General features: G+C 71.2%; 19 protein-coding genes and 1 pseudogene. 7 read left to right on the top strand and 13 right to left on the bottom strand.

The annotated features are described in order from the left end of the window. Positions 1 to 6: 6 nt before the first annotated feature. Positions 7 to 846, bottom strand: coding sequence for a hypothetical protein (locus ACWC21_RS10850; RefSeq protein ID WP_450880307.1), 840 nt, complete (start codon positions 844 to 846; stop codon positions 7 to 9). 90 nt (positions 847 to 936) lie between these two features. On the opposite strand from ACWC21_RS10850, the gene ACWC21_RS10855 reads away from it, so the two are divergent. Next, the gene (locus ACWC21_RS10855) at positions 937 to 1,725 is read left to right on the top strand and encodes an SDR family oxidoreductase (RefSeq protein ID WP_450880309.1); all 789 of its coding nucleotides are present in this window, start codon (positions 937 to 939) and stop codon (positions 1,723 to 1,725) included. Positions 1,726 to 1,946: 221 nt separating this feature from the next. Further along, entirely contained in the window at positions 1,947 to 3,518 is a 1,572-nt protein-coding gene (locus ACWC21_RS10860) for a sodium:solute symporter family protein (RefSeq protein ID WP_450880311.1), read from the top strand. A 10-nt stretch (positions 3,519 to 3,528) separates the two neighbouring features. Here the strand turns inward: ACWC21_RS10860 and ACWC21_RS10865 are convergent, their stop codons facing one another. The 3 genes and pseudogenes from ACWC21_RS10865 to ACWC21_RS10875 all read right to left on the bottom strand — a co-directional run. Further along, a complete protein-coding gene (locus ACWC21_RS10865) occupies positions 3,529 to 4,647 on the bottom strand; it encodes an ADP-ribosylglycohydrolase family protein (RefSeq protein WP_450880312.1) in 1,119 nt (372 codons plus the stop codon). 127 nt (positions 4,648 to 4,774) lie between these two features. Then, complete coding sequence (locus tag ACWC21_RS10870) at positions 4,775 to 5,113, bottom strand: DUF6247 family protein (RefSeq protein WP_450880314.1); 339 nt, start codon at positions 5,111 to 5,113, stop codon at positions 4,775 to 4,777. 343 nt (positions 5,114 to 5,456) lie between these two features. After that, positions 5,457 to 5,675 (bottom strand): annotated as a pseudogene (locus ACWC21_RS10875) (ATP-binding protein); the annotation flags it as partial. A 113-nt stretch (positions 5,676 to 5,788) separates the two neighbouring features. Between ACWC21_RS10875 and ACWC21_RS10880 the strand changes: the two are divergent. Genes ACWC21_RS10880 through ACWC21_RS10890 form a run of 3 tightly spaced genes read left to right on the top strand, consistent with a single transcriptional unit; the run spans position 5,789 to position 7,386 of the window. After that, on the top strand, positions 5,789 to 6,598 hold the full coding sequence (locus ACWC21_RS10880; RefSeq protein ID WP_450880316.1) for a helix-turn-helix domain-containing protein: 810 nt from the start codon (positions 5,789 to 5,791) through the stop codon (positions 6,596 to 6,598). Beyond that, positions 6,595 to 6,783: a DUF397 domain-containing protein gene (locus ACWC21_RS10885; protein WP_450880318.1), complete on the top strand. Its 189-nt coding sequence runs from the start codon at positions 6,595 to 6,597 to the stop codon at positions 6,781 to 6,783. Before ACWC21_RS10880 ends, ACWC21_RS10885 begins: the two co-directional genes overlap by 4 nt. Positions 6,784 to 6,840: 57 nt before the next feature. Further along, complete coding sequence (locus tag ACWC21_RS10890; RefSeq protein ID WP_450880320.1) at positions 6,841 to 7,386, top strand: DUF2165 domain-containing protein; 546 nt, start codon at positions 6,841 to 6,843, stop codon at positions 7,384 to 7,386. A 29-nt stretch (positions 7,387 to 7,415) separates the two neighbouring features. Here ACWC21_RS10890 and ACWC21_RS10895 read toward each other — a convergent pair whose 3' ends face one another. The 4 genes from ACWC21_RS10895 to ACWC21_RS10910 all read right to left on the bottom strand — a co-directional run bounded on the left by ACWC21_RS10895 (position 7,416) and on the right by ACWC21_RS10910 (position 12,535). Then, positions 7,416 to 8,546: an FAD-dependent oxidoreductase gene (locus tag ACWC21_RS10895; RefSeq protein ID WP_450880322.1), complete on the bottom strand. Its 1,131-nt coding sequence runs from the start codon at positions 8,544 to 8,546 to the stop codon at positions 7,416 to 7,418. A gap of 151 nt (positions 8,547 to 8,697) precedes the next feature. Then, positions 8,698 to 11,283, bottom strand: coding sequence for a bifunctional FO biosynthesis protein CofGH (locus tag ACWC21_RS10900; protein WP_450880324.1), 2,586 nt, complete (start codon positions 11,281 to 11,283; stop codon positions 8,698 to 8,700). Positions 11,284 to 11,348: 65 nt separating this feature from the next. Continuing rightward, positions 11,349 to 11,555 (bottom strand): hypothetical protein, encoded by a 207-nt coding sequence (locus tag ACWC21_RS10905; RefSeq protein ID WP_450880326.1) that lies wholly within the window; start codon positions 11,553 to 11,555, stop codon positions 11,349 to 11,351. A 140-nt stretch (positions 11,556 to 11,695) separates the two neighbouring features. Continuing rightward, complete coding sequence (locus tag ACWC21_RS10910) at positions 11,696 to 12,535, bottom strand: LLM class F420-dependent oxidoreductase (protein ID WP_450880328.1); 840 nt, start codon at positions 12,533 to 12,535, stop codon at positions 11,696 to 11,698. A 142-nt stretch (positions 12,536 to 12,677) separates the two neighbouring features. Between ACWC21_RS10910 and ACWC21_RS10915 the strand changes: the two genes are divergently transcribed. Continuing rightward, entirely contained in the window at positions 12,678 to 14,201 is a 1,524-nt protein-coding gene (locus ACWC21_RS10915) for a CehA/McbA family metallohydrolase (protein ID WP_450880330.1), read from the top strand. A gap of 80 nt (positions 14,202 to 14,281) precedes the next feature. Continuing rightward, a complete protein-coding gene (locus ACWC21_RS10920) occupies positions 14,282 to 14,677 on the top strand; it encodes a nitroreductase family deazaflavin-dependent oxidoreductase (protein WP_450880332.1) in 396 nt (131 codons plus the stop codon). Between the two features lie 3 nt (positions 14,678 to 14,680). Here ACWC21_RS10920 and ACWC21_RS10925 read toward each other — a convergent pair whose 3' ends face one another. The 5 genes from ACWC21_RS10925 to ACWC21_RS10945 form a co-directional block, all read right to left on the bottom strand. Then, the gene (locus tag ACWC21_RS10925; protein ID WP_450880334.1) at positions 14,681 to 15,226 is read right to left on the bottom strand and encodes a DUF3455 domain-containing protein; all 546 of its coding nucleotides are present in this window, start codon (positions 15,224 to 15,226) and stop codon (positions 14,681 to 14,683) included. A 191-nt stretch (positions 15,227 to 15,417) separates the two neighbouring features. Beyond that, positions 15,418 to 16,869, bottom strand: coding sequence for an aldehyde dehydrogenase family protein (locus ACWC21_RS10930; RefSeq protein WP_450880336.1), 1,452 nt, complete (start codon positions 16,867 to 16,869; stop codon positions 15,418 to 15,420). Continuing rightward, positions 16,866 to 18,596 (bottom strand): N-acyl-D-amino-acid deacylase family protein, encoded by a 1,731-nt coding sequence (locus tag ACWC21_RS10935; protein WP_450880338.1) that lies wholly within the window; start codon positions 18,594 to 18,596, stop codon positions 16,866 to 16,868. Before ACWC21_RS10935 ends, ACWC21_RS10930 begins: the two co-directional genes overlap by 4 nt. Positions 18,597 to 18,605: 9 nt before the next feature. Next, entirely contained in the window at positions 18,606 to 19,724 is a 1,119-nt protein-coding gene (locus ACWC21_RS10940; protein WP_450880339.1) for an LLM class flavin-dependent oxidoreductase, read from the bottom strand. Positions 19,725 to 19,847: 123 nt separating this feature from the next. Next, positions 19,848 to 20,618 (bottom strand): SDR family NAD(P)-dependent oxidoreductase, encoded by a 771-nt coding sequence (locus ACWC21_RS10945; protein ID WP_450880341.1) that lies wholly within the window; start codon positions 20,616 to 20,618, stop codon positions 19,848 to 19,850. Between the last annotated feature and the right edge of the window lie 32 nt (positions 20,619 to 20,650).

Raw genomic sequence — 20,650 nt, forward strand, 5'->3', positions numbered from 1 at the left:
GCTGTTTCAGCGGAGCCTGTCGACGTACATGTCCGTGCCCGGCACCGTGGGGACGAACGGGGCCACCAGTTCCACCCTGCCCAGCCCCGACTCGCCCACCTGTTCGTCCAGGCCCGTGAAGTACCGCTCCCAGCACTCCCGCGGGTCCGTCTGCAGGAACCACAGCAGGGTCAGCCGGGTGTCGACGCCCTCGACCTGCTTGACGTACGTCATACGGTCGCCGGGCAGGGGGGTGGGCCGGAAGACGGTCACCAGGGCGGCCGGGGAACCCGCGACGCGCCTGGGCAGGTGGCGGGAGCGCAGCCACTCCAGCAGTTCGGCGCGCTGCCCGGCGCTGTCGGCGTCGACGACTTCGAGGACCAGGCCCGCGTAGGGGTGGTCGAGGGCGTGGAAGTCGCGGGGTCCGGCCGCGCCGTCCCGGTAGACGGTCACCTCGTGGTCCTGGAACGCCGTGAAGACGTGGGTGCGGTCCTGGTAGACGCGGGCGTCGCGGTTGAGACGCTTGTTGATGGCGACGGTCCACTTCATGTGGTCGTCGTAGCGGCCGTCGGTGACCCAGTAGGTGGAGAGGTAGCAGCCGGCCGTGACGGGCTGGGCCACCGCCGACTTCTCCGGGTAGCGCAGGAGCTGGAGGTCCCGGGTCGCGACCCAGCGGCGGCCCGCGTACATCCAGGGCATGGCCATCGCACCGGCGTAGTAGTGGTCGTCCTCGTACCAGCGGTTGTACGCGTACTCGTGCCCCGGATGGGGCTCGACCATGGTGATCAGGGCGTGGCCGGGGTGCACCCCGTACGGCCCCAGGGCAGCCAGTTCCGCGTATGTGTCGCTGCGGGTGTCCTCGCTCATGCCGTTCCCCTTCCTTCCTCTTCCTTCCACCGCCGGACGCCCATACTCTGACGCCCCGTCAGGTAATTAGCCATCCCCCGGGAGGCCCGGATGTCACTGCTCGAGGGCAAGACGGTCGTCGTGTCGGGTGTCGGGGCCGGGCTCGGCCACCAGGTGGCGGCAGCCGTCGTACGGGACGGCGGGAACGCGGTGCTCGGCGCCCGCACGGAGGCGAACCTCGCCAAGAGCGCGGCCGAGATCGACCCGGAGGGGGCCCGGACGGCCCACCGGGCGACCGACATCACCGACGAGCGGCAGTGCGAGGCGCTGGCGGGGCTGGCGCGGGAGAGGTTCGGCGGGCTGGACGCGGTGGTCCATGTGGCCGCCTGGGACTCCTACTTCGGGGGGCTGGAGGACGCCGACTTCACGACCTGGCAGTCGGTCATCGACGTGAACCTGCTGGGAACGCTGCGAATGACCCGGGCATGTCTGCCGGCCCTGAAGGAGGGGGGCGGCGGATCGGTGGTGTTCATCGGCACACAGTCGGCGGTGGCCGCGCCCACGCAGGTCGCGCAGGCGGCGTACGCGGCGTCCAAGGGCGCCCTGACCAGTGCGATGTACTCGCTGGCGCGCGAACTCGGCCCGCACCGCATCCGGGTCAACACCGTGCTGCCGGGCTGGATGTGGGGTCCGCCCGTCCAGGCGTACGTCCAGTTCACCGCCCACACGGAGGGCGTGCCGGAGACCGAGGTCCTCGGTCGGCTCACCGGACGCATGGCCCTGCCGGACCTCGCGACGGACGGCGACGTGGCCGACGCCGCCGTCTTCCTGGCCTCGGACCGGGCGAGGGCGATCACCGGCCAGTCGCTGCTGGTCAACGCCGGGGAGCTGATGCGCTGACCACCAGCTGTTTCCAGCCACTCGCATTGTTCATATAGATGAACCCAGGTCAGTGAGCCGAACATTTTTACCCGCTCTTGACCCTACGCTCGCTTGTCGTGCCCGCGTAACCCCACCCACGATGAGCGGGCACTTCGCGGCCTTCCCCGTCCACGCTCCGCTTATGCGAAGTGCCAGCCAGCTGAGCGGAGTTCACAAGGCGGACCCTGGAAGGGGGGCGCATGAACAGTCTCGACTGGGTCGTGCTCATCGGCTACTTCGGCGTGATGATCGCGATCGGCGTCTGGTCGCACAAGCGTGTCGACAACGTCAGTGACTTCTTCACGGCAGGCGGCAAGATGCCGTGGTGGCTGTCCGGCATCTCGCACCACATGTCGGGCTACAGCGCGGTGTTGTTCACCGGGTACGCGGGCATCGCGTACACCTACGGCGTCACCTCCTTCGTCACCTGGTCCTTCCCGATCGCCCTCGGCATCGCGATCGGCTCCAAGGTGTTCGCCCCGCGCATCAACCGGCTGCGGTCCCGGCTGCGGGTGGCCTCTCCGCTGGAGTACCTGAAGAACCGGTACGACCTGAAGACCCAGCAGGCCCTGGCCTGGTCCGGCATGCTGCTGAAGATCGTCGACGTGGGGGCGAAATGGGCCGCGATCGCGACCCTGCTGTCCGTCTTCACCGGGGTGAGCCTGAACCAGGGCATCCTCATCACCGGCGCGATCACCGCCGTCTACTGCACGATCGGCGGCCTGTGGGCGGACGCACTCACCGAACTCGGCCAGTTCGTCATCCAGTTGCTGGCCGGCGTCTCCATGTTCGTCGCGGTCGTGCTGAAGCTGAACGACAAGGGCATCGGCTTCTTCGACGCCTGGGACCAGCCCGCCCTGCACGGCCACGGCAAGGGCCTGACCGGCCCGTACGGAACCGTCTTCCTGCTCGCCTTCCTCTTCATCAAGCTGTTCGAGTACAACGGCGGCATGCTCAACCAGGCCCAGCGCTACATGGCGACGGGCAGCGCGCGTGAGGCCGAACGCTCGGCCCGTCTGTCGGCGGTGCTCTGGCTGGTCTGGCCGGTCGTCCTCTTCTTCCCGATGTGGATGTCGCCGCTCCTCGTCCACGCCAAGAAACCGGACGGTTCCGACTCCTACGGCCTGATGACCGAACAGCTCCTCCCGCACGGCCTGCTGGGCCTGGTCATCGTCGGCTTCTTCTCCCACACCATGGCCATGTGCTCCTCCGACGCCAACGCGATCGCCGCCGTCTTCACCCGGGACGTCGCACCGGTGGTGTCGCCGCGGGCCCGGGCGTGGGGCGAGCGGTCGGGGCTGATCGCGGCCCGCGTCACCACGGTGGTCTTCCTCGGCCTGTCCATGGCGGTGGCGACCCAGGTCAACTCCCCCGCCTTCAAGGACATCATCACCGTCGTCATCAAGTGGGTCGCCGGTCTGATGGGCCCGATCGCGATCCCGATGATGCTGGGCCTGCTGCGCCCCTTCCGCCGCTCCGGCCCGACCGCCGCGCTCACCAGCTGGTCGATGGGCCTGCTCGCCTTCTGGCTGGTCAACTACCCGATCAACTGGAACGTCGACGGCGGCGTCCCGCTGCAGTACCAGGTCTCGGTCCCGCTGGCCGTCTCCCTGGTCCTGTACGTCCTCGTCGGCTACCTGAAGCCCGAGGACACCCCCGAACGCCTCGCCGTCCTCGAGCGGATCAACACCGACGGCGACGGTGCGACGGCCGCGGTCCCGGCACCCGCCGACGCGGGGGACGACATGGTCGGCACCCCGGTCAAGGACTGACCGCCGCCGGCTACCCGCCCCTCGGGTAGCGGGCCAGCCACCCCGGAGACGACCCGGCCGGACCGTGCAGCGCGGGCCCCTGGGTCATCTCCATCGCGAAGTCGTCGGCCAGCTCCAGGATCGTGGGACGGCCCTCCAGCTCGGCCAGCCAGGCCGGCGGGAGGGCCGTCTCACCGTGCAGGGCGCCGAGGAGTCCCCCGGTGAGCGCACCGGCGGCGGCCGAGGGCCCCGCCTGGTTCACGGCGAGGCACAGCCCGTGCCGCACGTCCTCGGCCACCAGCGCGCAGTACACCGCGCCGGCCAGCATCCCGTCCGCCGCCCCGTCGCCCACCAGCTCCTCCACCCGGGCCGGCGTCGGCATCCCCTGCCGTACCGTGCCCAGCGCCTGCTGCAGCGCGTCCGAGACGGGCTGGTGCCCCGGCCGCGCGGCCAGCATGGCCAGCGCCCGCTGCACGGCAGCGTCCAGGCTCTCGCCCCGCGCCAGCGCGTGCACGATCAGCGCGTACGCGCCCGCCGACAGATAGGCGGTGGGATGGCCATGGGTCTGCGCCGCGCACTCCACGGCCAGCTGGACCACCAGCTGCGGCTCCCAGCCGACGAGCAGCCCGAACGGCGCCGAGCGGGCAACCGCCTCGGGGCCGAGCTCACCGGGATTCCTGGGCTTCTCGAGCGTGCCCATGTTCTCGTCCCCGAACCCGAGCAGCAGCGCCCGCGTGGGATCCCGCCGCGCGTACAGCCACTCCTCCCGGGCCAGCCACCCGTCCTCCTTCCGCCGCTCGTCGGGCCCCCAGTCCCGCTGCGTCGCCGCCCATCTCAGATAGGCCCGGTGCAGATCGGTCGGCGGGTGCCAGGCCCCGGTGTCCCGCCGCACCTGGGCACGTATCAGCCCGTCCACGCTGAAGAGGGTGAGCTGGGTGTGATGCGTGACGGCCCCCCGCCGCCCGTACCCCACCGCCAGGTCGACCAGGCCCTCCACCCCGTACCCGGCCCGGATCTCCTCCGTCCCGAGCTCGTCGACGGGCGCCCCCAGCGCATCCCCGACGGCCACACCGAGCAACGTCCCACGCACCCGGCTGCGGAAGTCCTGCTGCTCGACCCGCCCCCAGACGGCCCCGGACGTCGCACCCATCCTGACCTCCCACGTGGCACCGTCCGTACGTACGACGCTGAGCACTGTAATCGAACGGGGACGGTCGGTAGAGGGCCGGATCGGTGGGTGGGGTGTGGGTGGCGTGAACGCGGGCGGTCGGTTCCGGTCATGGGTGGGGGTGCTGGGCTGCCTCTGCCTCCGCCGCCTCCCGAATGGCGTGAATCTCGGCGATGGCCTCAGTGGGATCCAGTTCACCGGCGTCCACGATCCGCTCCAGCTCCCGCAGCCGGGCGGCTCGACCGGGGTAGCGTTCGATGGCGACGAACACGGCCCAGGAGTGCACGAAGGCACGCAGGGGCGCCAGGCTCTGGGTCTGCTGTGCATTGGTCGTGGCTTCGAACAGGTGCCGCGTGAGTGCCGGGAGCCGGCTGGGCGCGATCCGGGCCACCGCGTCCCGAAGTGCGTCCGGAGTCGGAGCACCGGCCGCACTGTTCGTGCCCCGCACGACTACGCCGCTCTCCCTTCGATGATCCGGCAGTCCCGGCAGCGGCCCGGGGCGGGGGCGCGGAACGCGCGGTCGCAACCGTCGCAGGTCTGCAAGGGGGCGGGCCTGGCCGGCTCCGGCACGGGTTCGAGAACCGGAGGAACGAGAGCCGTGAGGCGGTGCGCCAGGAAGCCCGCCGGATGGCGCACGCCTTCCGGCGGGAGCCCGGCACAGAGCGTTCGCTGCACGTCCTCCGGATCGACACCGCGTTCCAGCCAGGCGACCACGGCGGGAACGAGACGGCGTACGTCGCGCTCGGCCAGGTGGAGGCGACGGTCACGCAGGCGCAGGCCTGGTCGAGCCGAAGCGTCAGCCGGAAGTCGCGGCCCGCTACGCGCCCGTGCAGCACGGCGTTGGCGGCGAGCTCGGCCACGACGTGCAGGGCGGGGCCGTACGGCTCACCCCAGTCCGCGAGTTGACGCTCCGTGAGAAGGCGGGCGAGTCGGGCGCCTCTGCGGGTCGAGGACAGCAGCACGGTGAAGTGGCGCACGTGGAGGGCGGTGTGGGTGATTTCCGGGTTCACATCACTCAGCGTGGTCGCTCCCTTCTACTCTGAACAGCACTTAAGCGGGTACGGAGAGCGACTGTCCGGGTACGTTCCGGGGTCGTCCGGCCGGGTACACGGAGGTGGGCGGTATGGAGGACGAGGAGGCCACGGCCGTACTCAAGGCGGTCGGACGGCAGATCAAGGTCTGGCGCGAGGCCGCCGGGATGCGGCAGGCGGAGTTCGGGGCCGCGATCGGGTACGGCGAGGAGATGGTCTCGTCCGTGGAGCGCGGACGGCGGGTCGCCAAGCCGGAGTTCCTCGACAAGGCGGACGAGGTGCTGGGCGCGGGCGGGAAGCTGTCCGCGATGAAGGAGGACGTGGAGAAGGCGCGTTATCCGAAGAAGGTGCGGGATCTGAAGGAGTTGGAGGACGAGTCGGTTGAACTCGGGGCGTACGCCAGCCACAACATGCACGGCCTGCTCCAGACGCCGGAGTACGCCCGCGCGTTGTACGCGATGCGGCGCCCCGCGTTCACGGAGGAGGAGATCGACCGCCACGTCGCCGCGCGTATCGCCCGGCAGCACGTTTTCGAGCGCCTGCCCGCGCCGCTCCTCACGTTTGTCCAGGAAGAGGTGACACTGCGGCGGCCGATCGGAGGCAGAATGGTGTTGCGGCAACAGCTCGAACACCTGCTGGAGATCAGTGCGTTGCGGCATGTCTCCATTCAGGTGATGCCTACGGACCGCGAGGATCACGCGGGCATGGGTGGCCCGATCAGGCTGTTGAAGCTCCGGGACGGCAAGACGCTCGGGCACTCGGAGGCCCAGCTGCACAGTCGTGTGATCAGCGATCCCCGGGAAGTCCAGATCCTGGAGATGCGCTATGGCATGATCCGGGCGCAGGCTCTCCCGCCACGGGAGTCTCTGGCCTTCATCGAGAAAGTTCTGGGAGAGACATGAGCGACCTCGACTGGTTCAAGAGCAGCTACAGCAGCAACGACGGCCCCGACTGCGTCGAGGTAGCAATACCCCCCACCGAAGCCACCGTCCACGTACGCGACTCCAAGAACGAGCGCGGCGCCCGCCTCGCGTTCACGGACACCTCGTGGGCCGAGTTCGTGGCGTTCGCGGGGCGTTCCGCGTAGCGCATTCTGGCTCAATGTGCACGAGACCGGGCGGCTGAGCCGGGGAAGAAACCGGCCATGACCACATCAGCCTCACGCACCCCATGGCTCGCCGCCACCCTCCTGACCGGCACGGTCGCCCTCTATATCGCGCTCGTCGCGTTCGGTAACATCACCGACTTCGGCACCAACCAGCAGTTCGTCCGGCATGTCCTCGCGATGGACACGACGTTCAAGGACGACGACCTGATGTGGCGTGCCATCACCTCCCACGCCTGTCAGGACGCGGCGTACGTCGGGATCATCGTCTGGGAGACCCTGGCGGCACTGATCCTGATCGCCGCGACGTACCTCTGGGCCCGCCACCACCCCCGCGCCCGGCAGGCCTCCACCATCGGTCTGCTGATGCTCCTGCTGCTGTTCGGGGCCGGGTTCGTCGCGATAGGCGGGGAGTGGTTCGCGATGTGGCAGTCCAAGACCTGGAACGGGCTGGACGCGGCCACCCGGGTGATCGTCCTGACGGGGGTGGCACTGCTGGTGACGTACCTGCCGGGGGCGGCCCAGGAGAACAGTCCTGCGGGGTCCGCCGCCCCAGCAGGACGAACTTCACGGCTCGGTCGGTGAGCAGAGCTCCGGTTCGGGGCTCGAGTGGCTCATTCACCCTTCCCGGTGAACAACTTGATCAGGTCGTGGGCTGTGTTGTGTTCGGAGTCGATCCGGTAGCCCCCGCCGTCTTCGAGAGCGGCGACCTCGGCGCTGCGGGAGAACATGGCCTGCTCGTACGCGGCGAGCGCGGCCTCGGTGTCGTCGGGGTGCGCGGCGAGGGCCCGGCCGAGTTCCGCGCCGTCGAGCATGGCCAGGTTGGCGCCCTCGCCGTTCGGAGGCTGCACGTGGGCGGCGTCGCCGAGCAGGGTCACCCCCGGCACCCGGTCCCACCGGTGCCCGGCCGGCAGGGAGTGGAGGCGGCGCAGGACCGGCGCGGTGTCGGCGTCGGTGATCAGCGCGGTGAGCTCCGGCGCCCAGCCGTCGAACTCCGCCGCGATCCGGGCGGTCGCCGCGACCGCATCGGTGAAGCCGACGGCGGCGAACCACTCCAGCGGCCTGGACAGCGCCACGTAGGCGTGCAGGGTGTCGCCGCTCTCCCGGTGGGCGAAGATCTCCCTGCCCGGCGTGGGCGCCATCATCGAACCGCCGCCGACCGCCTTGGCGGTGGCCGGGTGCCGGGTGTCGGCGTCGAACAGGTAGGTCTCGACGATCGACGTGCCGACGTACTCGGGTACGGCGTCGGTGAGCAACGGCCGCACCCGTGACCAGGCGCCGTCCGCGCCGACCAGCAGACCGGTCTCGACGGTGCCGCCGTCGGCGAAGGTCACCTCGTGGCGGCCCTCGCCGAGGGCACGGGCGCTGCTCACCTTGTGTCCCCAGCGGACGGTGCCGGCCGGGAGCGAGTCGAGCAGGATCCGCCGCAGCTCGCCGCGCATCGCCTCGGGGCGTCCGCCCGTGCCGTCGTCGGCCTCTTCGAACAGGACGGTCCCGTCCGGGTCGAGGATCCGCATCGCCTGGCGGCCCTCCAGGACGATGGCGCGGAACTCGTCCATCAGACCGGCCGCCTCGAGGGCGAGCTGCCCGTTGTAGTCGTGGATGTCGAGCATCCCGCCCTGCGTGCGAGCCGCCGGGGAGGCTTCGGCCTCGTACACGGTGGCCGGGATGCCGTGGACGTGCAGGACGCGGGCCAGCGTGAGTCCGCCGAGTCCGGCGCCGATGATCGTGACTGGAGTGTGCATGATGGCTCCTCGGGATCGGGCCGCCCGGCGAACTCCGGCCGGCCTTCACCCCGAAAAGTGCCACCCGCCACCGACGGGCCGCCGACAACGACCGACAGCCCTCCGACAGTCCTCCGACACGCGGCCCGCACCGCGGGTCGCGTGTCAGTGGTCACTCCAACACCGGCAGCAACTCCGGCAGATGCCCGTCCGAAGCCGTCGCCGCGTGCTGCCGTTCCTCCGGTACCTCCCCGTACAGGGTCGTGCGGGGCCTGGCCGGGCGGCCGGCGGTTTCGGCCACGGCGATCAGGTCGCGTACCGATTTGTAGGAGCCGTAGGAGGAGCCCGCCATGCGGGAGATGGTCTCCTCCATCAGGGTGCCGCCCAGGTCGTTCGCGCCGGAGCGGAGCATCTCCGCGGCGCCCTCGGTGCCGAGTTTCACCCAGCTGGTCTGGATGTTGGGGATCCAGGGGTGGAGGAGGAGGCGGGCCATCGCCGTGACCGCCCTGTTGTCCCTCGTGGTCGGGCCCGGACGCGCGATGCCCGCCAGGTACACCGGTGCGTTGGTGTGGATGAACGGGAGGGTGACGAACTCCGTGAAGCCGCCCGTCCGTTGCTGGATGCGGGCGAGCGTGCGCAGGTGGCCCAGCCAGTGGCGGGGCTGGTCCACGTGGCCGTACATCATCGTCGACGAGGAGCGGATGCCGAGCTCGTGGGCTGTGGTGACCACCTCGATCCAGGTGGCCGTGGGCAGCTTGCCCTTGGTGAGCACCCAGCGGACCTCGTCGTCGAGGATCTCCGCCGCCGTGCCCGGGATGGAGTCCAGGCCCGCCTCCTTGGCCGCCGTCAGCCACTCGCGGATCGACATCCCGGTGCGGGTGGCGCCGTTGACGACCTCCATCGGGGAGAAGGCGTGCACGTGCATGCCGGGGACGCGGGACTTCACCGCCTTCGCGATGTCGAAGTACGCCGTGCCCGGCAGGTCGGGGTGGATGCCGCCCTGCATGCACACCTCCACCGCGCCGACCTCCCAGGCCTGCTGGGCGCGGTCGGCGACCTGCTCCAGGGAGAGGGTGTAGGCGTCGGCGTCCGTGCGGCGCTGCGCGAAGGCGCAGAAACGGCAGCCGGTGTAGCAGACGTTGGTGAAGTTGATGTTGCGGGTGACGATGTAGGTGACGTCGTCACCGACCGCCGACCTGCGCACGTCGTCGGCGATCCGGGTGAGCGCGTCCAGCGCGGGGCCGTCCGCGTGCAGCAGGGAGAGGGCCTCCTCGTCGGTGAGCCGCGTCGGGTCGTCGGCCGCCGTGCGCAGGGCCTCGCGTACGTCCGTGTCGATGCGCTCCGGCGCCATCCCGGGTGCGGCGGCCTCGCGCAGGGCGGCCCAGTCGCCGTACACCTCGTCGAAGTCGTCACGCCGGTCGGACGTGCGGCCCTCGGTGTCGATCGACGCGTGCAGGTCCGTGCGGCCGGACGCGACGAAGGCCTCCTCCGGCTCCTGCCACGGGTGTCCCTCGACCACGGCGTCGGGACGCGCCAGCCCCGTCTCCGGATCCGCCAGCGCCCGCACGTGCGGCAGCAGCCGCGGGTCCAGCCAGGGCTCGCCGCGCTTGACGAACTCCGGGTACGCGCAGAGACGTTCGCGCAGCTCGAAGCCGGCCGCCGCGGACTTCTCCGCCAGTTCCTCGATCTGCGGCCAGGGGCGTTCGGGGTTGACGTGGTCGATGGTGAGGGGCGACACCCCGCCCCAGTCGTCGATGCCGGCGCCGATGAGCCGCTCGTACTCCGAGTCGACGAGGTTCGGCGGGGCCTGCAGGCAGGCGGAGGGGCCGAGCAGGTGCCGGGCGACGGCCACCGTGGCGACGAGGTCGTCCAGTTCGGCGTCCGGCATGCCGCGCATCGCCGTGTCCGGCTTGGCGCGGAAGTTCTGGATGATCAGTTCCTGGATGCCGTGGTAGGCCCTGGACACCTTCCGCAGTGCGAACAGGGACTCGGCCCGCTCCTCGTACGTCTCGCCGATGCCGATCAGGATGCCCGAGGTGAAGGGGACGGAGGAGCGGCCCGCGTCCTCCAGGACCCGCAGCCGTACGGCCGGTTCCTTGTCCGGGGAGCCGTGGTGCGGGCCGCCGGGCTCGGACCACAGCCGGGTCGCGGTCGTCTCCAGCATCATGCCCATGGACGGGGCGACCGGCTTCAGGCGCTGGAAGTCCGTCCACGACATGACGCCGGGGTTGAGGTGGGGCAGCAGGCCGGTCTCCTCCAGGATGCGGATGGAGATGGCACGGACGTAGGCGATCGTGTCGTCGTAGCCGTGCGCGTCGAGCCACTCGCGCGCCTCCGGCCAGCGGTCCTCGGGCTTGTCGCCGAGGGTGATCAGGGCTTCCTTGCAGCCGAGGGCGGCGCCCTTGCGGGCGATGTCGAGCACCTCATCGGGGGACATGAACATGCCGTGACCGGCCCGGCGCAGCTTGCCGGGCACGGTGACGAAGGTGCAGTAGTGGCACTTGTCCCGGCACAGCCGGGTGAGGGGGATGAAGACGCTCTTCGAGTACGTGATGACACCGGGCCGGCCCGCCGCCTCGAGGCCCGCGTCCCGCACCCGGGCGGCGGACGCGGTGAGGTCCTCGAGGTCCGCGCCACGCGCCTGGAGCAGGACCGTCGCCTCGGAGACGTCCAGGGCGACTCCCTCGCGGGCGCGTTTGAGAGCGCGACGCATGGAGTTCTCGGTCGGGCCGGTTCCGGGGGTCGCGGAAGTCGTCATCCTTCGAGCATACGAGTGCGGTGATCAGGGCGGTCGGGCCGTCCCCGCGCTCCCCGCCGCCGCGCTCAGTGGAGGGCGAGCCAGCCGATACCGACGGCGCACACGAGGCCGCCGGCGATCATGTCGGCCGGTGTGTGGCGGCGCAGCGCGGAACCGGCCAGCAGGGCGCCGAGCAGCACGGCGACCGTGCCGACCGTGCCGAGCAGCGGGCCCTTGCTGTAACCGAACTCGTTGATGCGCAGGACGAGGCGCACCAGCCAGTAGAGCCTCATGACGCGACCGTGCCCATGTGAAGTGTCCCCCTACCGCGCTCCCCTGCCTGCCGGGCGATGCGCCACGGCAGGACGAACGGGCCGCACCCTTCGACCGGCGAGGGTCAGGCGCCGGTCCGATGTGAACCCGACCCGACATCTTACGGTTGGATCGCGTCGAGCGCGCGCAGTACCTCAGCCTCTCCCACCGACGGCAACTGCACCACGACCTCCTCGATCCCGAGCTCGGCGTAGTGCGCGAGCTTGCCCGGGCTCGGCTGCACGGCGTACGGCACGACCTGCAGGGCGGCCGGGTCGCGGCCCGCGTCCGCCCAGGCGGCGCGCAGCACCGGCAGGGTCCCGGTCAGCCCGCGCCCGCCGATCGGCAGCCACCCGTCCGCGTACTCCGCGATGTGCGCGAACAGCTTGGGCCCGGCGGCCCCGCCGACGAGTGTCCGGGGCCCGACGACCGGGCCGCGCGGTTTCCGCACGGGCTTGGGGTGGGCGTGGCTGGCCCGCACGCCGCCGAACTCCCCCTCGTACCCGGCCGGCTCCTGAGCCCACAGTGCCCGCATCAGCGCCATCCGGTCCCGGACCAGCTCCCGCCGCGTACCCCACTCCACCCCGTGGTCGGCGGCCTCCTCGACGTTCCAGCCGAAGCCGACGCCGAGGGTGAACCGGCCGCCGGACAGGTGGTCCAGGGTGGCGATCTGCTTGGCGAGGCCGATCGGATCGTGCTGGGCGACGAGCGTGATCCCGGTACCGAGCCCCAGCCGCTCGGTCACCGCCGCCGCCTGTCCCAGCGCGACGAAGGGGTCGAGGGTGCGGCCGTACTCGCGCGGCAGCTCGCCGCCGGCCGGGTACGGAGTGGTCCGCTCGACGGGGATGTGGGTGTGCTCGGGCAGATACAGCCCGGCGAACCCACGCTGCTCCAGCTCACGGGCGAGTCGGACGGGCGTTACGGTCTCGTCGGTGAGGAAGATCGTGACGGCGATACGCATGTCCCAGGTGTACCGAGGTGGAGGCGCGGTGTCCATACCGACTGGTCGGCACATTCACTCAGCATCACGTGCATGACAAGCTGTCAGCTCGCGATTCCCTTGCATATGAGGCGAGTTCACGCCCATACCGGACGGTGACCCCATGTGTGAAGACGCGCACGGCATCGGAAGACGTGCCCTGTTGGTGACGGGAGCGGCGGCCGCGCTTACGTTGGGAAGCGTGAGCTTCGCCGCCGCGGACGAGCAGGGCCAGGAGACCCGGACGGTACGCGGCACACTGCCGCCCGGCTCCCCGGACTACGTGTACGTACCCGTCGAGGTGCCCCCGGGGGTGCGGGAGCTCAAGGTCTCCTACACCTACGACAAGCCGCCCGTCCCGGCCGGCACCCAGGGCAACGCCCTCGACATCGGCATCTTCGACCAGCACGGCACCGAACTCGGCGGCCGGGGCTTCAGGGGCTGGTCGGGCGGGGCGCGCACCGAGTTCTTCATCCGCGCGGACGACGCCACGCCTGGCTACATCCCCGGACCGGTGCGGGACGGCACCTGGCACATCGCCCTCGGCCCCTACACGGTGGCACCGCAGGGCCTGACGTACGAGCTGACGATCACGCTGACCTATGGCGAGCCGGGGACAGCGGTTCCGCCGACGTACCCTCCCTCCCGGGCCAGGGGCCGGGGCCGGGCCTGGTACCGGGGCGACTGCCACCTGCACTCCTGGCACTCCGACGGCCGCCGCACCCCGGCCGAGATCGCGGCCCTCGCCCGGGCGGCGGGCCTGGACTTCATCAACACCTCGGACCACAACACGCACTCCTCCCACGCCCACTGGGCGGACGTCGCCGGGGACGACCTGCTGGTCATGCTCGGCGAGGAGATCACGACGCGGAACGGCCACGTGGTGGCCCTGGGCACCGACCCCGGCACGTTCGTCGACTGGCGCTACCGGGCGCGGGACGACCGCTTCGGCCGTTTCGCGAGGCAGATCCGCCGGGCCGGCGGCCTGGTGGTCCCCGCCCACCCGCACGCCACCTGCGTCGGCTGCGGCTGGAAGTTTGGCTTCGGCGAGGCGGACGCCGTGGAGGTGTGGAACGGCCCCTACACACCGGACGACGAGGTCACCCTGGCCGACTGGGACAACCTGCTCGTCGCCTACGCACGGGAAGGGCGGGAAGGCGGCCGGACATGGCTCCCGGCGATGGGCAACAGCGACGCCCACCGCGACCCGGACGTGGTCGGCAGCCCCCAGACCGTCGTCCTGGCCGACGACCTGACCCGGGAGGCCGTCCAGGAGGGGATCCGCGCGGGCCGCTCGTACATCGCGGAGTCCAAGAACATCTCCCTGACCTTCACGGTGTCGGACGACCGGGGCCGGCACGCGGGCATCGGTGAACGGCTGGAGTCCGCCGCGGACACCCCCGTGACGGTCCGCCTGGAGGTCTCGGGCGCCCCGCGCTGCACGGCCCGGATCATCACCGACCAGGGCGTCCTGCTGACCAGCGACCCGCTCCCGGTCTCGGGCTCGGGGGTCGTGGAATGGCGCACGACCCCGGCCTACGCGGCGTACGTCCGGGCCGAGCTGCGCCACGAGACGGCGGCGGGACCGGTACCGGGGGCGCTGGCCGCGCTGACGAACCCGATCTTCCTGGGGCGGTGGGGCGGGTAGGTGCAACGCCGGTTGATGCCGGGCTCTAGCGTGGGGAAAGCACCTCCCGGTCACGCCTAGCAAAGGGAGCCCCACGGAAGATGTCCCGCCTCGCCGACCTCCGTTTCCGCGCCGCCACCGCCTTTCAGCGCCACCTCGCCAACCCGGTGACGCGCCGCCTGCCCCTCCAGACCCTCCTGGAGACCACCGGCCGCGTCTCCGGCCTGCCCCGGCGGACCCCGGTCGGGGGTCGCCGGGTCGGGGACTCCTTCTGGCTGGTGTCGGAGTTCGGGGAGAGATCGCAGTACGTGCGGAACATCCAGGCCGATCCGCGGGTGCGGGTGCGGATCGGTGGGCGGTGGCACCACGGCACCGCCCACCTGCTGCCGGACGACGACCCGGTCGCCAGGCTGCGCGCCCTGCCGAGGGGCAACAGCGCGGCCGTCAGGATGCTGGGGACTCAGCTGCTGACGATCCGGGTCGATTTCACGGGCTGAGCGTCACTCGGCCGCCTTGTAGAACGCGTACGTCGCGGTGTACCGCACCCCCACCTGCTCCGTACCGGTGCAGGCGTCGGTCGGCGCCACACCGCCCGTCGTGTTCAGGCGCTGGACGTAGGTGACGTCCCCGAACACCCCGGTGCCCCGCGTGGCGGTGGCCTTGAGGAGCAGCTCGGGGATGGTGCCGTCCTTGGGGGACGACGCGACCGACGAGGCGTTGACGGCGCTGCCGTCGACCGTGGACACCCACACGGGACCACGGGAGTGCAGGGCGACCGGACGGTGGGCGCGGTCGGAGAGGACGGCGCCGGGCTCCAGGAACTTCCAGGCGCCGTCGGTGCACGTGTAGGTCTGCACGCCGCGGGCCGAGAAGACCGCGGTCAGCTTGTTGCCGGCGGGCACCTTCAGCGCGGCGGGTGCGTGGACGGCCGGCAGGGGGGTGTGCTGCGGGGCCGCGGCGTTGCCGACGCTCGTGTTCAGCAGGGTGCCGGCGGCTCCGGCGACGATCACCGTGGTGGTCAGGGCGAGTCTCTTGGCGAGCTGCATGGAGTGGTCTCCGAAGGATGTCGTCCGTGTTCGAGCAAGGGAGCGGCCGGACGTTGGCCGAACCGGAAACCGGCCGTCTGCCCTCGTGCCCCGGACGTTACGGCTCCGCCACCGGCTCCGGGACCGGTTGGCCGATTTCTGCCCGTACGGAACTCCTTGAGCTCCCAAAAGGGCAAGTCCCGGTCGACATCTCACCCCGGCCAGACGATCGCCTGCACCTCGCTGTAGGCGTGCAGGGCGTACACCCCCACGTCCCGGCCGACCCCGCTCTTCTTGACCCCCCCGAACGGGGCCTCCATGTTGCGGCCGACGGTGTTGATCCCGACCCCGCCGGCCCGCAGCCGCCGGGCCACCCGGAAGGCGCGGGCCACGTCGCCGGACCAGACGTAGTCGATGAGGCCGTAGTCGGAGTCGTTGGCGAGGGCCACGGCCTCCTCCTCGTCGTCGAAGGGCACGACCGACACCACCGGCCCGAAGATCTCCTCGCGGACCGTCCGCATGTCGTTGGTGCAGTCGGCGAGGACGGTCGGGGCGACGTAGAAGCCCCGGTCCAGCGGCGGGCGTTCGCCGCCCGTGACCACCGTCGCGCCTTCCTTGCGGGCGAGTTCCACGTACGACTCCACACGGTCGCGGTGTGCCGCGGAGATCACGGGGCCCACCACCGTGTCCGGCTCGCACGGGCTCCCCACCTTCAACCGCCGTGCGTACGCGGCCAGTCCGTCCACAAGATGGCCGTACACCCGCCGCTGCGCCAGCACCCGCGTCGGTGCCGTGCAGATCTGCCCGCTGTAGAAGGAGAAGGTGGTGCCGATGCCCGCCACCGCCGACGCGATGTCCGCGTCGTCGAAGACGACCGCCGCGCCCTTCCCGCCGAGTTCCATCAGCTGCCGTTTCATGTCCCGCCCGCACACCTCGGCGATGCGCTGCCCGACCGCCGTGGAGCCGGTGAAGCTCACCATGTCGACGTCGGGTGAGGCCACGACCGCCTCGCCGACGGCCACTTCGCGTCCGGAGACGACGTTCACCACGCCGGGCGGCGCCCCGGCGGCTTCCAGGGCCTCGGCCATGCGGTAGACGGACAGCGGGTCCTGCGGGGCGGGTTTCACCACGACCGTGTTGCCCATGGCGAGCGCCGGGGCGACCTTGCCGGCCGGGTTGGCCCACGGGTTGTTGTAGGACGTCACGCAGGTGACGACGCCGACCGGCTGGCGCACGGCCAGCGCGCCCATCACACCCGCCTTGCCCATCGGCCCCGCCTCGTTGATCTGGGGCGGGATCGCCCACTCGGCGGGTTCCACCCGGGCGTAGCGGTGGAAGCGGGCCGCGGCGACCCCGACCTGCATGGCGCGGGCGGTGCCGGTGGTGGCGCCGGTCTCCGCGCGGGCGAGGTCGGCGTAGGGCGCCAGGTGGGCGCGGATGTGGTCGGCGGCCCGGGCCAGGACCGCCGCCCGTTCCTCGGGCGGGGTGCGGGACCAGGGGCCGAAGGCCTCGCGGGCCGCGGCGCAGGCCGCCTGTGCTTGGTCCCGGGTGGCCTCCGGGGCCAGGCCGACGCTCTCCTCGGTCGCCGGGTCGGTCACCGCGTAGTGGCCGGCGTCCGGTTCCACCCACGCACCGCCGACGAACAGCCGCTGCCCTTCGCTCACTTGGTGCTCACCGTCCGGGTGTCCCGCCCCGAGCGCAGCACCCGTCCCGGTACCGCCCCGGTCACCACGTCGTCCCGGATCGCCTCGACCCCGTTGACCCGGACGGACCGTATCCCGATGGCCTTGGAGTCCAGCCGTGGGCTGTCACCCGGCAGGTCGTGCACCAGGGTGGCCCGGCCCGCGTCGATCCGCTGCGGGTCGAACAGGACGAGGTCGGCATGCCAGCCCTCCCGGATCCGGCCCCGCTCGCGCAGGCCGAAGAGGCGTGCCGGGTCGTCGGTGAGCATCTTCACCGCCTGCTCGAGACCGACCAGTTTCCGGCCGCGCAGGCAGTCCCCGAGGAACCGGGTGGTGTACGGCGCCCCGCACATGCGGTCCAGGTGGGCGCCCGCGTCGGAGCCGCCGAGCAGGACGTCCTCGTGCTGCCAGGTCTCCGCGCGGAGGGCCCAGGACGCCGGGTCGTTGTCGGTCGGCATGGGCCACAGGACCGTACGCAGGTCGTCGGCGGCGCAGATGTCGACGAGGCAGGCGAAGGGGTCCTGGCCGCGTTCCTCGGCGATGTCCCGGACGACGCGGCCGGTCAGTCCGCGGTTGGCGTCGCTGTAGGTGTCCCCGATGACGTACCGCCCGAAGTTCGCCAGCCGCCGGAAGACGCCCGCCTCCTTGGAGTCGGCGCGGCGCAGCATCTCGGCCCGGACGTCCGGGTCGCGCAGACGGGCGATGCGCTCGGGGACGGGCAGGCCGAGGATGTCGCCCCAGCCGGGGATCAGGTTCAGCGCGCAGAAGGTGCCCAGCGACATGTTCATCGGGGTGAGGATCGGCATGGTGAGCGCCACGACCCGGCCGCCGGCCTCGCGGGCCCGTTCACTCGCCGACAGCTGCCGGGGCACGCGTTCGGGGACCGACGCGTCCACCGTGAGGACGTTCCAGTTCAGGGGGCGTCCGGCGGTCGCGCTCATCTCGACGAACAGGTCGATCTCGGCGTCGCTGAACTGGTCGAGGCAGCCCGCGACGATCGCCTCGATCTGGGTGCCCTCGTGCTCGCCGACGGCCCGGGCGAGGGCTAGCAGTTCCTCGGGGCGGGCGTGGCGGGAGGCGACCGGGCGGCCGTCGCCGTCGGAGTGGGTGGACGACTGGGTGGTGGACAGGCCCCAGGCGCCCGCCTCCATCGCCTCGTGGAAGAGGCGCAGCATCCGCTTCAGCTGCTCCGGTGTGGGCTGCCCGCCGACCGCGTCCGGGCCCATCACGTGCCGGCGGAGCGCGCAGTGCCCCACCATGAAGCCCGCGTTGACGGCGATCCGGCCCTCCAGGGCGTCCAGGTACTCGCCGAAGGTGTGCCAGTTCCAGGGCGCCCCTTCCTCCAGGGCGACCAGGGACATGCCCTCCACCTTGGACATCATCCGGCGGGTGTAGTCGGCGTCCTCGGGCCGGTCGGGGTTCAGGGGGGCCAGGGTGAAGCCGCAGTTGCCGGCGGCGACCGTGGTCACGCCGTGGTTGAGCGAGGGGGTGGCGTACGGGTCCCAGAAGAGCTGGGCGTCGTAGTGGGTGTGCGGGTCGACGAAGCCGGGGGCGAGGACGAGGCCGTGCGCGTCCTCGGTGGTCCGGGCTCCCTCGGTGATCTGTCCGACGGCGGCGATCCGGCCGTCCCGCAGCCCCACGTCGGCGGTGCGGGCGGGGGCGCCCGTCCCGTCGACGACGGTCGCCCCCTTGATGACGTGATCCAGCACGGTCCCCCCTTACGCCGCTTCCCGGAACCGGGTGGTCCGGTGGACCGGGTCCGTGTCGATCTTGGGGATGACGTGCTCGCCGATCAGCCGGATCGTCTGCAGCGTCTCCTCCTTGGGCACCCCGACCGGCAGTCCGAAGCTCAGCTGGTCGGCGCCCGCCTGCTCCCACCGCTTGCACTGGCGGAGCACCTCGTCGGGGTCGCCGCAGATGAGCAGCTCCTCCTCGACGAGGAGTTCGACGAACTCGGGGGTGTACTCGGGGAGGGTCTCCGGCCACTCCGGGAAGCCCTCCGGGCGCGGGAAGGTGTCGTGGTAGCGGAAGACGAGGGAGGGCAGGTAGTGCAGGCCGCCGGCGGCCGCGATGCGGATGGCCTCGTCGTGCGTGGGCGCGCAGATCGCGGTCGTCGTCACCATCACGTTGTCGTTGACGAAGTCCCCGACGGGTTCCGCGTTCACGACCGCCGTCTTGTACTGCTCCAGCACCCATTCCATGTCGGAGACCTTCTGGATGCTGAAGCCCAGCACCCCGAGCCCCTTCTTCGCGGCCATGCCGTACGAGGGCGGGGACCCGGCCGCGTACCACATCGCCGGATGCGACTTCCCGTACGGCTTGGGCAGGACCTTGCGCGGGGGCAGCTGCCAGTGCTTGCCCTGGAAGCCCACGTACTCGTCCTGGAGCCACATCTTGGGGAACTCGGCGATGGTCTCCTCCCAGATCTCCTTCGTGTAGTTCATGTCGGTGATGCCGGGGAGGAAGCCGAGGATCTCGTGGGAGCCGGCGCCGCGCCCGCTGCCGAACTCGAAGCGGCCCTCGCTGAGGTGGTCGAGCATGGCGACCTTCTCGGCCACCTTCACCGGGTGGTTGACCTGCGCGAGGGGGTTGAAGATGCCGGAGCCGAGGTGGATGCGTTCGGTGGCGTGGGCGAGGTAGCCGAGGAAGACGTCGTTGGCGGAGAGGTGGGAGTACTCCTCCAGGAAGTGGTGCTCGGACGCCCAGGCGTACTTGAAGCCGGACTTGTCCGCCTGGATGACGTACTCGGTCTCCTCCATCAGTGCCTTGTGCTCGGCCAGCGGGTCGGTCTCGGCTCGCTTGCCCACGTATCCCTGTACAAAGAGCCCGAATTCCAAGGCGGATCACCGTCCCTACGGTTACTGACGGACCGTCAGATTGTCTGCCGCCCGACTGTTGCACCGCCCGCATGCACCGTCAATAGCTGACGGCTCGTCAGGTCAAATGTGCGGGTGACGGCGTCAGATGACGGTCACTCCCGCGAGCCACCCCCCGTCGATCACGAACGGCTGCCCGGTGATGTAGGAGGAGTCGTCGGAGGTGAGGAAGAGCGCCAGCCGGGCCACCTCCTCCGGCCGTCCGACCCGGCCCAGCGGTACGAGCTTGCGGTAGAGCTCGTCCAGGGCGCGGGTGGTCTCCTCGGGGTCGGCGTCCGGGTCGAGGCGGGCCGGGTTGGACATCGGGGTGTCGATGGCGCCCGGGCAGATGGCGTTGACGCGTATCCTCCGCTGCGCCAGCTCCAGGGCGGCGACCCGGGTGAGCCCGAGGACCGCGTGCTTGGTGGCGGTGTACGTGCCCACGGCCGCCATACCGGTCAGCGCGGTGTAGGAGGCGGTGTTGACGATCGTCCCGCCCTCGGCCATCGCCGGCGCGACCACCTTCATCCCGAGGAAACAGCCGACCTGGTTCACCTGCACCACCTGCATGAACTCCTCCAGCGGGGTGTCCACTAGGGCGTTGAAGCGCAGGATGCCCGCGTTGTTGACCAGCCCGTCGACCCGCCCGTACGCCTTCCGCGCGGTGGCCAGGGCGGCCTGCCAGTCCTCCTCCCGGCTCACGTCGAGGTGGACGTACGGCGCCCCCAGCTCCTTGGCCAGCGCCTCCCCCTGGTCGTCCAGCACGTCCGATACGACCACCCGCGCGCCCTCCGCCGCGAAGAGCCGCGCCTCCTGCTCGCCCTGCCCGCGTGCCGCCCCGGTGATGATGACGACGCGTCCGTCCAGCTTGGCCATGTCTCTCCTCGGTCGAGTCGGTGGAGTACGTG

Source organism: Streptomyces sp. NPDC001348 (genome assembly GCF_053597535.1).